The 13,748-nt window shown below is 49.8% G+C and carries 10 protein-coding genes and 1 riboswitch; of the genes, 4 read left to right on the top strand and 6 right to left on the bottom strand.

All coding sequences use genetic code 11. From position 1 onward, the window contains the following. The first annotated feature begins 27 nt into the window (after positions 1–27). Positions 28–207: riboswitch (Lysine riboswitch) on the top strand. Positions 208–376: 169 nt separating this feature from the next. The 4 genes from asd (at position 377) to C814_RS15255 (ending at position 4,346) form a co-directional block, all read left to right on the top strand. Beyond that, positions 377–1,456 carry an aspartate-semialdehyde dehydrogenase gene (gene asd, locus C814_RS15270; protein ID WP_016316264.1) on the top strand — a complete coding sequence of 360 codons (1,080 nt, stop codon included), beginning with the start codon at positions 377–379 and terminating at the stop codon, positions 1,454–1,456. Between the two features lie 581 nt (positions 1,457–2,037). After that, positions 2,038–2,928, top strand: a complete 891-nt coding sequence (gene dapA, locus C814_RS15265; RefSeq protein ID WP_016316263.1) for a 4-hydroxy-tetrahydrodipicolinate synthase — start codon at positions 2,038–2,040, stop codon at positions 2,926–2,928. 169 nt (positions 2,929–3,097) lie between these two features. Next, entirely contained in the window at positions 3,098–3,850 is a 753-nt protein-coding gene (gene dapB / locus C814_RS15260; protein WP_016316262.1) for a 4-hydroxy-tetrahydrodipicolinate reductase, read from the top strand. Between the two features lie 13 nt (positions 3,851–3,863). Then, complete coding sequence (locus tag C814_RS15255; RefSeq protein ID WP_016316261.1) at positions 3,864–4,346, top strand: ACT domain-containing protein; 483 nt, start codon at positions 3,864–3,866, stop codon at positions 4,344–4,346. Positions 4,347–4,389: 43 nt separating this feature from the next. On the opposite strand, the gene C814_RS15250 is transcribed toward C814_RS15255, so the two are convergent. From C814_RS15250 to uppS, 6 genes are all read right to left on the bottom strand, one after another. Next, complete coding sequence (locus tag C814_RS15250; protein WP_022788450.1) at positions 4,390–8,742, bottom strand: PolC-type DNA polymerase III; 4,353 nt, start codon at positions 8,740–8,742, stop codon at positions 4,390–4,392. A 48-nt stretch (positions 8,743–8,790) separates the two neighbouring features. Then, positions 8,791–9,828, bottom strand: coding sequence for a flavodoxin-dependent (E)-4-hydroxy-3-methylbut-2-enyl-diphosphate synthase (gene ispG, locus C814_RS15245; RefSeq protein WP_016316259.1), 1,038 nt, complete (start codon positions 9,826–9,828; stop codon positions 8,791–8,793). A 13-nt stretch (positions 9,829–9,841) separates the two neighbouring features. After that, positions 9,842–10,867 (bottom strand): M50 family metallopeptidase, encoded by a 1,026-nt coding sequence (locus C814_RS15240; RefSeq protein WP_016316258.1) that lies wholly within the window; start codon positions 10,865–10,867, stop codon positions 9,842–9,844. A gap of 83 nt (positions 10,868–10,950) precedes the next feature. After that, positions 10,951–12,108 (bottom strand): 1-deoxy-D-xylulose-5-phosphate reductoisomerase, encoded by a 1,158-nt coding sequence (locus C814_RS15235; protein WP_016316257.1) that lies wholly within the window; start codon positions 12,106–12,108, stop codon positions 10,951–10,953. Between the two features lie 14 nt (positions 12,109–12,122). Beyond that, the gene (locus C814_RS15230) at positions 12,123–12,962 is read right to left on the bottom strand and encodes a phosphatidate cytidylyltransferase (RefSeq protein WP_016316256.1); all 840 of its coding nucleotides are present in this window, start codon (positions 12,960–12,962) and stop codon (positions 12,123–12,125) included. A 54-nt stretch (positions 12,963–13,016) separates the two neighbouring features. Then, positions 13,017–13,745 (bottom strand): polyprenyl diphosphate synthase, encoded by a 729-nt coding sequence (gene uppS, locus C814_RS15225; RefSeq protein WP_016316255.1) that lies wholly within the window; start codon positions 13,743–13,745, stop codon positions 13,017–13,019. Positions 13,746–13,748 lie beyond the last annotated feature (3 nt).

Here is a 13,748-nt window from a genome sequence, read left to right as displayed (position 1 = left end):
TGAGATGCTAATATAATTTTGATAAACCAAACCGGTAGAGGCGCGTCTTTCATCAGTAACCGGGCATCAGATTGCCAAAGTCGTTTAAAGGGCCGGAGAAAGGGACAGACGCCGAAGGGGATGCGCTTGGCGGGCGCGCCTCTGGGGGTATTTCCGAAAAGGGGTGCCACTGTCATCATTGCAGTATGATGGAGCGCTATGGGGAGGCACAGGCAATGGGTATCTGCTGTTGCCGCGCGTTCAACTGACGAATCCTATTATATTGTAAAATACGCCGGTTTTCAACCGGTTTTTTTATTCTTCCAGCGAAAGTGCGCCGCGGTCTGGTCGACAGCCACACATTCGCGGATCGAGCGGAAAGGAATGTTTAGAGATTATGAAGCAGTTTAGAGTTGGCGTCATCGGTGCAACAGGCATGGTTGGGCAACGGTTTGTCTCTCTCCTGGAGAACCATCCGTGGTTTCAGTTAAAGGTCGTTGCTGCTTCCCCGCGCTCCGCAGGGAAAACATATGAAGAAGCGGTCGGTTCCCGCTGGGCAATGCCTTTTCCGATGCCGGAGTCTGCAAAAAATCTGATTGTGCTGGACGCCTCCAAGGTGGATCAAGTCGTACCCCAGGTGGATTTTGTCTTCTGTGCAGTTGATATGAAGAAAGAGGAAATCAAAGCCCTTGAGGAAGCCTATGCAAAAGCAGAATGTCCGGTCATCTCGAACAATTCCGCGAACCGTTCCACACCGGATGTTCCGATGATTGTTCCCGAGGTCAATGCTTCCCATACAGAGATCATTCCTGCGCAGCGGAAACGGTTGGGTACCAAACGTGGCTTTATCGCGGTAAAATCCAATTGCTCGATCCAAAGCTATGTTCCTGCCCTCCATCCGTTGATGGAAGAGTTTGGGGTTTCTAAAGTGCTGGTCTGTACTTATCAGGCAATTTCCGGAGCTGGAAAAACATTCGAACGGTGGCCCGAGATGGTTGACAATGTGATCCCCTATATCGGTGGTGAAGAGGAGAAAAGCGAGCAGGAACCGCTCAAAGTCTGGGGTAGGATAGAAGGAGACCAGATTGTCCCTGCCACTTCCCCATCGATCACTGCACAATGTCTGCGGGTCGCCTGCTCAGATGGTCATATGGCCGCAGTGTTTGTCAGCTTTGATCGAAAGCCGACGATAGACCAGATCAAGGAAAGATGGGCACAGTTTGCAGGGGATCCCCAGAAACTGGAGCTTCCCAGCGCGCCCAAACAGTTCTTGCATTATTTTGAGGAGAACGATCGTCCGCAGACCAAGCTTGATCGGATGCTTGAAAATGGTATGGCGGTTTCGATGGGCCGTCTGCGGGAGGATTCCCAGTATGATTACAAGTTTGTTTGCCTATCCCACAACACCTTGCGTGGTGCAGCGGGCGGCGGCGTTCTTTTGGCCGAACTGCTTGCTGCAAAAGGATACTTCGACTGACGCAGAGAGACTTGAAAACCTCTATCCTTTTTCCATCTGAAAGTTTTGTAGAAATACACTAAGGATAGATTCTTTTGTGGTATCCAGATGGAATAATGATATAGTGATATCGTAAAACATCATGTTGATTTTTGCTCGAAAACATGGGAAATTTGGGGTTCTATGCTAAAATCGGACAGCTACAAGCAAAATAGAACATCTCATTTGGGTATGTTTTCACATTTTGAGGAGATCAGGTATCACTTTTGGCAAAAGTGCAGTTGTTAATGGTAGTTTTAAAGCTCTGTATTCCCTCTTTGGGGGCTTTTTCCGGTAGAAAGTCTGCTTGAAAGGCTGTCAATCTCTTCTACTTGACAAAGAATTTGGCTCTTGCTTTCCGACAGGGTTGAGGAGATTTAAAAATCTATGATTTTGCGATATTTGGTAAAGAAATGCAGGAATACAAAGTGTATTTTTCCCAATGATATGATCCAGATTGGAACCATTTTCAGCGATATTCTGCGGTGTAAAGTGCCATAGGTTGGCAAACATATCCTGAAGGTTTTTCAGTAATTTGATGATAGAAAGGTTGTCTGTAACAAATGAAAAAAAAGACCATCTTTACCGGTGCTGGCGTTGCGATCGTTACTCCTATGCGTCCTGATCAGTCGATCGACTGGGAGCTGTTTGGCAAACTGATCGACTACCAGATTGAGAATGGTTCGGATGCGATCGTCGTGGCAGGCACAACCGGCGAGGCATCCACATTCACTGATGAGGAGCATGTGGAGTCGGTACGGTTCGCCGTTGAGCATGTAGCTGGGCGGGTTCCGGTTGTCGCAGGTGCGGGGAGCAACCACACCGACTATGCTGTTTGGCTTTCCAAGGAGGCCAAACAGGCGGGCGCAGATGCTCTGCTGCAGGTTACTCCCTACTACAACAAAACCTCTCAGGCAGGCTTGGTCCGGCATTTCACTACCCTTGCGGATGCGACTGATCTGCCAATCATTCTTTACAACGTTCCAAGCCGTACGGGTATGGGAATCCAGCCCAAGACCTATCTGGAGCTTTCCAAACATCCCAATATTGTCGCAACCAAAGAGGCGAGCGGCAATCTCTCTGCGATTGCGGAAATCCGGTATCTCTGCGGCGACGCTCTCGACATCTATTCGGGCAACGACGACCAGATTGTTCCGATCCTCTCCCTTGGCGGAAAAGGGGTCATTTCTGTTCTGTCGAACGTAGCCCCCCGCCAGACGCACGAAATCTGCCAGCTCTACTTTGATGGAAAAGTCAAGGAAAGCGCGGCACTCCAGATTCAGTTGTTGGGCCTGATCAATGCATTGTTCTGTGATGTCAATCCAATCCCGGTTAAACATGCGGTGAATCTGATGGGTTGGGATGCCGGTATCTGCCGTCTGCCGCTTGCCGAACTTTCTGACGTGCAGAAAACACTGCTTGAACAGGAAATGAAACACGCCCATATCATCTGATCTTCTACTGTCTTTAAAAAGATAAAAGACAGGGAATACAGGATGGGCTGGGGAACGTCCTGGACTGGCTGCATATTTTTGACGATGTTGATGGTTCTAATCTTATCTGGACCAAATATCAATCAGAAGGATATGCCGAGTTTGCAGGAAGCAATAGTAGGAGGTCTAAATGAAAAGGATCATTTTATCAGGTTGTAATGGAAAGATGGGGCAGATGGTTGCTGCCTGTGTGAAAGACCGCAGTGACTGCACCATTGTTGCAGGAATTGACATTACAGGAAATAACAGCCGTAACGCATTTCCTGTTTTCACCAAACCGGCTGAATGTGAGGTAGACGCAGATGTTATAATTGATTTTTCCCATCCCAGCACACTGGCTCCCCTGCTCGCCTATGCGGTAGAACGTCATATTCCGGCAGTGATTGCCACCACCGGGCTTTCCTCCGATCAGATAGAGCAGATTCAGCAGACTTCCAAACAAGTCCCCCTCTTTTTTACTGCCAATATGTCTCTAGGGGTCAATCTGCTGGCGGAGCTGGCGAAAAAAGCAGCGGAGGTTTTGGGGGGACAATTCGACATTGAGATCATCGAAAAACATCATAATCAGAAGATTGACGCTCCCAGTGGCACTGCATTGATGCTGGCGGATGCGGTTTCAGAGGTTCTTCCGGAAACACCACAATATATCTACGACCGCCATGCAGTACGAAAAAAACGCTCCTCCAACGAGATCGGTTTACATGCGGTACGCGGCGGCACGATTGTCGGAGAGCATGAGATCATCTTCGCTGGACGCGATGAAGTTTTGACCCTTTCCCATTCAGCAGCAAGCAAAGAGGTTTTCGCTGTTGGAAGCATCAACGCCGCGCTTTTCCTCTGTGACCAGCCAAATGGCCTGTATAATATGGGCCATATCATTTGAAAGGAGCTTACTTATGAACGGCGTATCCAAAATTTCGGTCTGTGACGAGATTGCACTAGTCAGTTTCCAGCGGATTCCGAGTGACATTGCAACTCTTGCTTCGATTTTCACTCGTCTGGCCAACGCCAAAGTCAATCTGGACATGATCAGCCAGACCGCCCCGCAAGGACATCTAATCGGTCTTTCGTTTACTCTGCGTTCGGAACAGCTCGTCGAGGTGCTTGAACTGATTAACCAGTTCCGCGAAACCCATCCTGATATCAAACCGATGGTAAGCAACGGAAACTGTAAAATCCAGCTTTATGGTGAGGAGATGCGGGAGATGTACGGTGTCGCTGCTTCGGCAATCGAAGCCATCTCCGAAATAGACGCCGAACTGACCCTGATCAGCACCGGTGAGGTAGAAATTTCTCTGCTGGTGCCCAAAAGCAGCTGTGATGCTGCCGTCAAGGCTTTAGAAGAAAAGTTTTCTGTCAAACCAGAATATGGAATATAACTATAGATTCAAAAACAGGGTTGCTTAAAAGCAACCCTGTTTTTTAAAAAAAGCTGACCTGTGAAGTTTCGGGCAGATCTCCCAGCGCACCGGAAGTGCGCAGCATCTCGATCACTGACTTGGAAACCCCGGCGCGGTTGGAAATATCGTCCGCAGAGATGAAAACATCCTTCTGCGCAGCTTCCCAAAGGCTTTTCGCTGCGGCCTCCCCTACCCCTTTCAGCGCCATAAAAGGCAGGCGAATCTTGCCATCCTCTACCTGATAGACATTGTAGTGGGATTTATAGAGATCGACTGGCAGAAAACTAACCCCACGGGCCTGGCATTCATAAATAATCTGCAATGTTGTCAGGACGCTTTCGTCCTTTGCCGTACGCTCGTTACCCATCTGCAAAAGGCTCTGCATCCGCGTCTTGGTCAACTGCTTGCCCACAACGGCAGCTTCTGCATCCAAATCCCCGCCGCGGACGGTAAAGACAACTGCATAGAACTCCAGCGGACGATGCACCTTGAACCAGCCGAGGCGGATGCAGGCGATAACATATGCCGCCGCGTGCGCTTTCGGAAACATATATTTGATCTTGAGGCAGCTGTCAATATACCATTGTGGAACCCCATGCTCCTTCATAGCCGTCATATGCTCCTCAGTCAATAGCGTTGGCGCCTTTCCCTTTCGGGTGATCTCCATAATCTTAAACGCCATCTTGGGCTCCAAACCCTTGTGGAGCAGATAAGTCATGATACTGTCACGGGTACCGATTACATTGGAAATCGTACAGGTTTTGCTGCGGATCAGCTCCTGCGCATTGCCCAGCCAGACATCGGTTCCATGCGAAAGCCCAGAAATCTGGAGCAGGTCGGAAAACTGCTTGGGCTGGGATTCAATCAGCATCCCGCGCACAAAGTTTGTTCCCATTTCGGGCAGCGCGAGTGTGCCAGTATTGCATTCGATCTCCTGTTCAGTCACGCCGAGCGCCTCAGGCGATGTAAACAGACTCATTACCGCGGGATCGCTCATCGGGATGTCATTCACGTTGATACCGGTCATATCTTCCAAATATTTGTACATGGTCGGCACATCGTGTCCCAGCTCATCGAGTTTCAGGATGGTGTCATGCAGGGAGTGAAAGTCGAAATGTGTGGTGGTAATATCCGAGTTGGGGTCATCCGCCGGACGCTGTACCGCGGTAAAATCGTAAACCATGTTAGTTGACGGAACAACTACCATGCCGCCTGGATGCTGACCAGTCGTGCGCTTGACGCCGGTACACCCGATCGCCAAACGTTCCTCCTCGGCGCGGGTCATGACCAGCCCCCGCTCCTGCGCATATTTTTTTACAAACCCATAAGCAGTTTTCTCAGCTACCGTTGAGATCGTCCCGGCCTTAAATACATGGGTTGGCCCAAACAGTTCTTCGGTATATTTATGGATATTGGCCTGATATTCACCGGAAAAATTTAGGTCAATATCGGGTGCCTTATCGCCATCGAATCCAAGAAACGTCTCAAACGGGATGTCATGCCCATCCTGTTTATAGCGCGTCCCGCAGATTGGACAATCCTTCGGCGGAAGATCAAAGCCAGAACCATACTCCCCTTTTTCATAGAATTCACTGTGTTTGCAGTTAGGACAGTAGTAGTGCGGCGGGAGCGGGTTGACTTCCGAGATACCGGCCATAATCGCAACAAACGAAGAGCCAACCGATCCACGGGAGCCGACATGATAGCCGTTTTCCTCACTCTTAGCGACCAGCTTCTGCGCGATCATATAAAGCACCGCAAAACCATGCTTAATGATGGAGGTCAGCTCCCTGTCAAGACGGTTAGAAACCAGATCAGGAATTTTTCCTTCATATCCATACATTTCCATCGCTTTGCCCCAAGTGATCTCCTGAAGCATCTGTTCTGAACCCTCAATTGTCGGGGTAAACGTTCCATCCGGAATCGGCTTGATCTCCTCTACCATATCCGCAATCCGGTTTGGGTTTGTGACCACCACCTCATATGCCTTTTCTTTCCCCAGATATGTAAATTCTTCCAGCATCTCGTCTGTAGTCCGGAAATAGAGCGGCGCTTGTTGGTCCGCATCCGAAAAGCCCATGCCCGCCATCAAAATCGCGCGGAATTTCGAGTCTCCCGCGTCCATGAAATGCACATCTCCCGTTGCTACTACCGGCAGATGCAGCTTTTCTCCTAGCTTGACAACTGTTTCATTGAACTCTTTTATCGTGTCAAGCCCTTTAACTTTACCTGTCCGCACCATAAAATCATTGTTTGCTAATGGCTGAATCTCAAGATAGTCATAAAATTTAGCGATTTCGCATAAATCTCCCCAACTTTTCCCCTCTATAATTGCCCTGTAAAGTTGTCCGGCTTCGCAGGCACTCCCAATCAACAACCCTTCCCGATACTGCATCAGCTTGCTTTTGGGAATCCGTGGACGCTTGGAATAATACTCCAAATGCCCCAATGAAACCAGTCGATAGAGATTTTTCAGGCCAACGTGGTTCTTTACCAGGATAATCTGATGAAAGGTTGGAGATTTTTTCACATCAACGGCTGCCAGAGAAGTATTGATCTGCTCGATCGCCCTGCAATTCCGTTCGGAACGGAAAATGCCGATCATTTTCTGAAATATTTTAGCGAGCATCTCTGCGTCGTCGCAAGCCCGATGATGGTTGAAATTTCCAAGCTCCAGATGTTTTGCAACAAGGTCCAGTTTATGCTTTTTCAGTTGAGGAAACAGTGAACGCGAGATCGTCACCGTGTCGATCGAGGTAAACTGATAGGGCATCCCGGAACGTTTCGCAGCCTGCTTGAGAAAACTGGTATCGAACGGCGCATTGTGCGCAATCAGCACCGCTTCCGCCCCTCCGCAAAATGCATAGAATGCCTTCAAGGCTTCCCCTTCCAATGGTGCATCCCGCACATCATCGTCGGTGATCCCAGTCAGTTCGGTGATCTTTGGCGGGATCGTACACTCCGGATTTACAAACGTATTAAACCGGTCGACGATCTCCCCTCCCCTCAGCTTGACCGCACCAATCTCGGTGATCCGCTCGGTCGCTGCCGAAAGCCCAGTGGTTTCGAGGTCAAAAACAATCAGCTCTCGATCAAAATCCCCAGTCGCTTCTCCCTGCATAGCATGAACCATATCATCGACAAAATAGGCTTCCACACCATAAATCACCTTTATTTTGCCGCCTTTTTTGCGGATGCTGTTGACAGCATTCATGCAATCCGGGAACGCCTGTACTACGCCGTGATCGGTAATCGCAACCGCCTGATGTCCAAATTCATAAGCCCTCTGAACCAGTTTCGCAGCCGGAGTCATCCCGTCCATCGCAGACATGTTCGAGTGCATATGCAGTTCGACCCGTTTCTCCTCTGCAAGATCCCTGCGTGGAATCTTTTTCACCGTTGCGATACTGTCAGGGCGCAACACACTTTCGTGGTCAAACCGGTCGTATTCCACCAGACCATGCATGACAACTGTATCACCATTGCGTAGTTCATCCAGCCCTTTAATCTTTTTATCCATCCGGCCGATAATCTTTGCGCAGTAAGAACCCGTATAGTCGGTAAAATAGACCGATAAGATCAGCGTTTTCTCATCCCGGCTGGTTCTCCGGTCGATCTTGAATACGTCGCCCCAAACTGTGACATTTCCACTTTCCAGGTTGACCGAAGCCATCTCGGTCGGACGCCCCTTGGGAGGATTTCCATAAAGAGTTCGCATAGACCCCTGTTCAAATGGAAGGTTCTGCGCATCAAAGCTCAGTCTGGACGGTTCTGCTGCCGGGGCATCTGTACCCTTACTCGCATCCATTTTCCGGGAGCAAACCGGTTCAGCGGGCGGTTGATAGAGAATCGGCTCCGGCTGGACTTTTTCCATGGTTTCCTGATAAATCTCACTGTCCGATGCGACATCCAGAACTCCATCAAACTCAACCTTGATCTCTCTGCCAAATTCCGCATAGATCACATCCGAGATTTTGCGGGGACAGTGAATCTCTTCCAAAAATTCCTTTCCGCCGTGGGTCAAATAGATTCGCAAGGTCCCATCCATCAAATCCGATCCACAGCCATCAAAAAAGCCGTTTACCGGAACCCCGCTTCCACCCAGACGTGCAATGATCTCAGGCAGATAATCGCAGGTAAACAATTCGGGTGGATAATGCGGGCAAAGCTCCACTTCCTGCACCTGCAACGCTGAAGCGAGCGTCCTCTGGAGCTGGCTCAACTCCGCATAGGGGACCCTTCCTTCCGGCATAAGCTGTATACGGACCACCCTTTTGGAGCCGTCGATTTGTACTCTGCTTATCTCCGCACCAGCGATGGGATCAGCTGGTGAATCGGGCAGATATTCCCCAAAAACATCAATAAAATGTGCCAAACCTTTTTCACAACCTTATCCGAATCTTGCATTGGAATCGACGAACGATTACATCCGGTCGATCTCGTCCAGAAGAACCTGCAAAATTTTGTCTTCCGGGTATTTGCCGACGATTTCCCCTTTTTTGAAAAGCAGCGCTTCCCCGGCTCCGCCCGCGATTCCAATATCCGCTTCGCGTGCTTCTCCCGGTCCATTTACAGCGCAGCCCATCACAGCGACCTTGAGAGATTTTTTACAATCCGCGAGCTTGTCCTCCACCTGTCCAGCCAGAGAAATCAGGTCGATCTTTGTACGCCCACAGGTCGGACAGGAGATGATTTCAACCCCTTCTCTGGCAACTCCAGCCGCTTTAAGGATGTCGCGTCCTGCCCGGACTTCTTCAATTGGATCTGCTGTCAACGATACCCGGATGGTATCCCCGATCCCGTCACAGAGCAACGATCCGATCCCAACCGCACTTTTTAGCAAGCCCATACGGCTTGTACCAGCCTCGGTTACGCCAAGATGCAGCGGATAATCGGTCTGCTCCGCTGCCAGACGATAAGCGCGAATCATCGACGGCACATGGGAGGATTTGATTGACAGAACGATGTCAGAAAAGTCGAATTTTTCAAGTAGCTGTGCATGGTAAAGCGCACTGTCAACCAATGCTTGTGGCGTAGGTCCTCCATATTTTGTAAGAATCTGCTTTTCCAAGGAGCCTGAGTTGACGCCGATCCGAATCGGGATTCCCGCATTACGGCAGGCATGTGCTACAGTTTTGATGCGGGATTCCTCTCCGATGTTACCAGGATTGATCCGGATTTTATCCACTCCTGCGGAGACGGACTCCAACGCAATCCGATAATCAAAATGAATATCCGCAACCACAGGGATTTTTACAGCCTGCTTGATCGCTGGAATCAGCCGCACCGCTTCCAAATCGGGGATAGCGGCCCGAATGATTTCACATCCGGCCCGCTCCAGTGCAACTGCCTGCATAACACTGCCTGCAACATCCGCAGCAGGCACGTTCAGCATCGATTGTACGGTGATCCTGCTTCCCCCACCGATCACGCCGTCTTTTAATTTTATTTCTTTTGACATTCTATTCCGTCCTTTAAAAAAGTCTGACAACATCATTGAAAGTGACCACCAGCATAATCCCCATCAGCAGGACAAATCCTGTTGCATGGATCAGCCCTTCATATTTGGGATTGACCGGCCGTCGAATCACCAGCTCGATCAGCAAAAAGACCAACCGCCCACCATCCAGAGCCGGAACCGGCAGAAGATTGAACACCCCGATATTGATCGTAATAAAGCTGACCAGTAACAGCAGCGTTTTGATGCCGGCTGTGCTCGCCTGACCGATCACAGTGGAAACTCCAACCGGTCCAGAAAGCTCCGACATAGTAAAGTTCCCTGTGATCAGGTTTAAAAATGACATCCAGACCTGCCGCACAATCGAGAACATCCACAAAAAGGAATACCGCACGCTGCCCCAAAATGTTTTGGATGTGGTGTAGACATAGAAATCCAAATTGATCAATCGGGTCCCATCATCGAGTGTTTCCATCCCGAAATCGACAGCTGGAATTTCCAGTCTTCGCCCGTCACGAATCACTGTAAAATCGACAATCCCATCTTTATCGCTAATCATCGAAAATGTGATGTCATTCGAGGTAAAAACCCTGCTTCCATTGACTCCAATGATTCGGTCATTTACCTGTAACTGACGGTTGCTTGATGCATTCTCATGGAATTCCGAGATAATGGTAGTCGGCAGGCTGGTCCGAAGTGCCACCAGAATGGACAGAATCACCAAACCCAAAATCAGATTCATCAGTGCCCCTGCACAGACAAACGCAATCCGCTTCCAGAGCCGCACGTTACAAAAGGCCCTTGGATCAGAACTTTCGGCATCTTCCCCTTCGACCGCCACAAAGCCGCCGATCGGAAACAAGCGGATCGCATATTTTGTTTCGCCCCGCTGTTTCGACCAGATCGCCGGTCCCATGCCAATCGCAAACTGGTTTACCCTCATTCCCGAAAGCTTTCCGACTGTAAAATGCCCCAACTCATGCACAAAAATCAACAGTCCAAATACCAGAATTGCCGCAACCACCTGAATCACAATTTCCATAGGTCAAGTATCCTCACCAATTCAAAAAATGTCCTGCTACTGCGCAGGAGCGGGGTTACAGCCCCGCCATAGTCATAGTATTCTTACCCGATCCCGCAATATTCCAATACCATCTCACGGGCAGTCCGATCTGCTTCCAGCACCATTTCCAGCGTATATGCCTGCTTTTCTCTTCCATCAAACCGTTCCAAAACCTCATGTACACAATCTGCGATCTTTGTGTAACGAATCCTGTTCTGCAAAAATAGTGCGACCGCCTGTTCATTCGCGCTGTTGACTGCACATGGGAACAGGCCGCCCATACTCGCTGCGCGCATGCAGTCCGCCAAACAGGAAAAGGTCTGCAAATCCGGCGGCTCAAAGGTCAGCGAGCCCATCTCTGACAGCGAAAGCCTGTTCGCCGTACCGGGAATCCGCTTCGGGTAGGTCAAAGCATATTGAATGGGAATCTCCATATCCGGAACCCCCATCTGTGCGATCACTGATCCATCGGCATATTCCACTGCGGAATGCACGACACTCTGCGGATGGACAATCACTTCGATCTGATCCGGGGAAATGCCGAACAGCCACATCGCTTCGATGAATTCAAGCCCCTTGTTCATCAAGGTAGACGAGTCAATCGTAATCTTTGCTCCCATAGACCAGTTTGGATGCTTTAACGCATCTTCCAATGTAACACGTTCCAACTCTGCTTTGGAATATCCTCGGAACGGGCCTCCTGAAGCCGTGAGCAGAATTCTCCGGGGCGGGTTTTGTAAATTTCCCTGTAAACACTGAAAAATTGCGCTGTGTTCGCTGTCCACCGGGAGAATCTTCACTCCATTGGCCTCCGCAGATTCCATCACGAGCTGTCCTCCCGCAACCAGTGTTTCCTTGTTGGAAAGTGCAAGCGTCTTTTTCGCGGCGATCGCCGCGAGGGTCGGACGTAGCCCGATCATCCCGATTACCGCATTGCATACGATCTCTGTCTCATCCAGGACGGTAAGCTCGCAAAGGCCATCCATCCCTGTTAAAATGTCAATATCCATGTCTGCAAGACGGACTTTCAGATCCTTGTACGCATTTTCATCAAAAATGGCAACACGGCGAGGGGTAAATTCCCTCGCCTGCTGTTCCAGAATGTCTGCGCTGCGATTTGCCGCAAGTGCAGTGACCTCATATCCCGCACGCTTGCAGACCTTTAATGTCTGGGTTCCGATCGAACCGGTAGACCCCAAAACTGCAACTTTTTTTTTCAAGTCGGTCCCCCCATTTATGCCAACACTGCAAGCGGCAGATAGCGGCTGATAATATAGACCAGCGGCGCAACCATCAATGCGCTGTCAAACCGGTCCATCACACCTCCATGCCCTGGCATAATCGACCCATAGTCTTTCACACCAAACTGCCTCTTTACAATGGAAGCCGAAAGATCTCCTACAATACTGACAGCCGATAAAAACGGCATGATACATGCAATCGCCAGATAGTGGATCTGTATTGGGTATCCCGCTGCCGCAGAAGCCAGACTGTACATCCATGAGATCAGCAGCATTGCGAAATCGGCAAAAATCATTCCGCCAATCGCACCCTCAACCGTCTTTTTAGGACTGATAACCGGTGCCAATTTATGTTTGCCGAACGCATGTCCGGCGAAATAAGCACCTGTATCCGACAGCCATGCACTGCCAAGTGAAAGCAGGACATAAAAAATCCCGAGCGTTGTGCCATTCCAATCCCGCTGGTAAACCAATGTAGAGAGCGAAAACGGGATCATCAGGCTAAAAGTGAAAACCACTGCAACCTGCTCGACATGGATTTTTTTATGATTGCGCAGCAACACAGAAAACAGGACAAGTACATAGAGATAACAGGTAAGCGGTATCACTCTGCTGAGAAGCCGGCTGGACAGAAACGGGATTGCAATCGCGAAAATGGTCGCCGGAATAGACAATGGACGGAAATTCCAGCAGCCGGTCGCAGAAAACATCTCATAAACCGCCAACCAAGCAAGCAGTGCAACAACGATATTGACAACAATGGTATCGAAAAGCGCCAGAACCACAGCCAGTAAGATCAAGCCAACCGCAGAACTGATAACTCTTTGTTTCATAGGGTACGCTCCATTCTTTCCGAATTTGCCCATAAACAGGCAGGAATCGGAAAATCAAACGCCGCCAAATCTCCGGCTGCGTTGCAAATATTGCAGGATCGCCTGATCCAGATGGTTTGGCGTAAAGTCCGGCCAGAGCACATCCATAAAGACCAGTTCTGCATAGGTTGACTGCCATGGCAAAAAATTAGAAGTTCGCATTTCCCCGCTTGGCCGCAGAATCATATCTGGGTCGGGCTGTCCACAGGTGTACAGACAATCAGAAACCATCTGCTCACTGATCTCGGATGGGGAAATCGTCCCCTCCGCGCACCGCTGTGCCAAGGTACGAACTGCCCGTACAATCTCATCCCGTCCACCATAGTTCAATGCAATATTGATGTGGATGCGATCGTTATTCGCGCTTTCCGCCTCGATCCGCTGCATCTTTTCCTGTAAATCCGAAGCAAGAGGAGTGCGGTCTCCGAGAAAACGCACGCAGGCATCCTCCTTTTGCTTCTGGAAAGCTTCGTCCAGATACCTGCGCAGGAGATCCATAATCGCCTTGACCTCATCCTGCGGCCTTTTCCAGTTTTCGGTGGAAAGGGCGTAGGCAGTAAGGTATTGGATGCCGATTTCACGGCAATACTGCGCAATTTCACTAAAAACCTTCGCTCCCTGCCGATGCCCCGCTGTACGCGGCAGGCCGCGCTTGGCAGCCCATCTTCCATTTCCATCCAAAATCAAGCCGATGTGCACCGGCAACTTCTCTGTGGGAACCTGCGCAAGCAGCCCTTTTGCCATGAC

This window comes from Anaerotruncus sp. G3(2012), from assembly GCF_000403395.2.
Lineage (GTDB): Bacteria > Bacillota > Clostridia > Oscillospirales > Ruminococcaceae > Anaerotruncus.
This window is presented reverse-complemented; position numbering and strand designations above follow the sequence as displayed.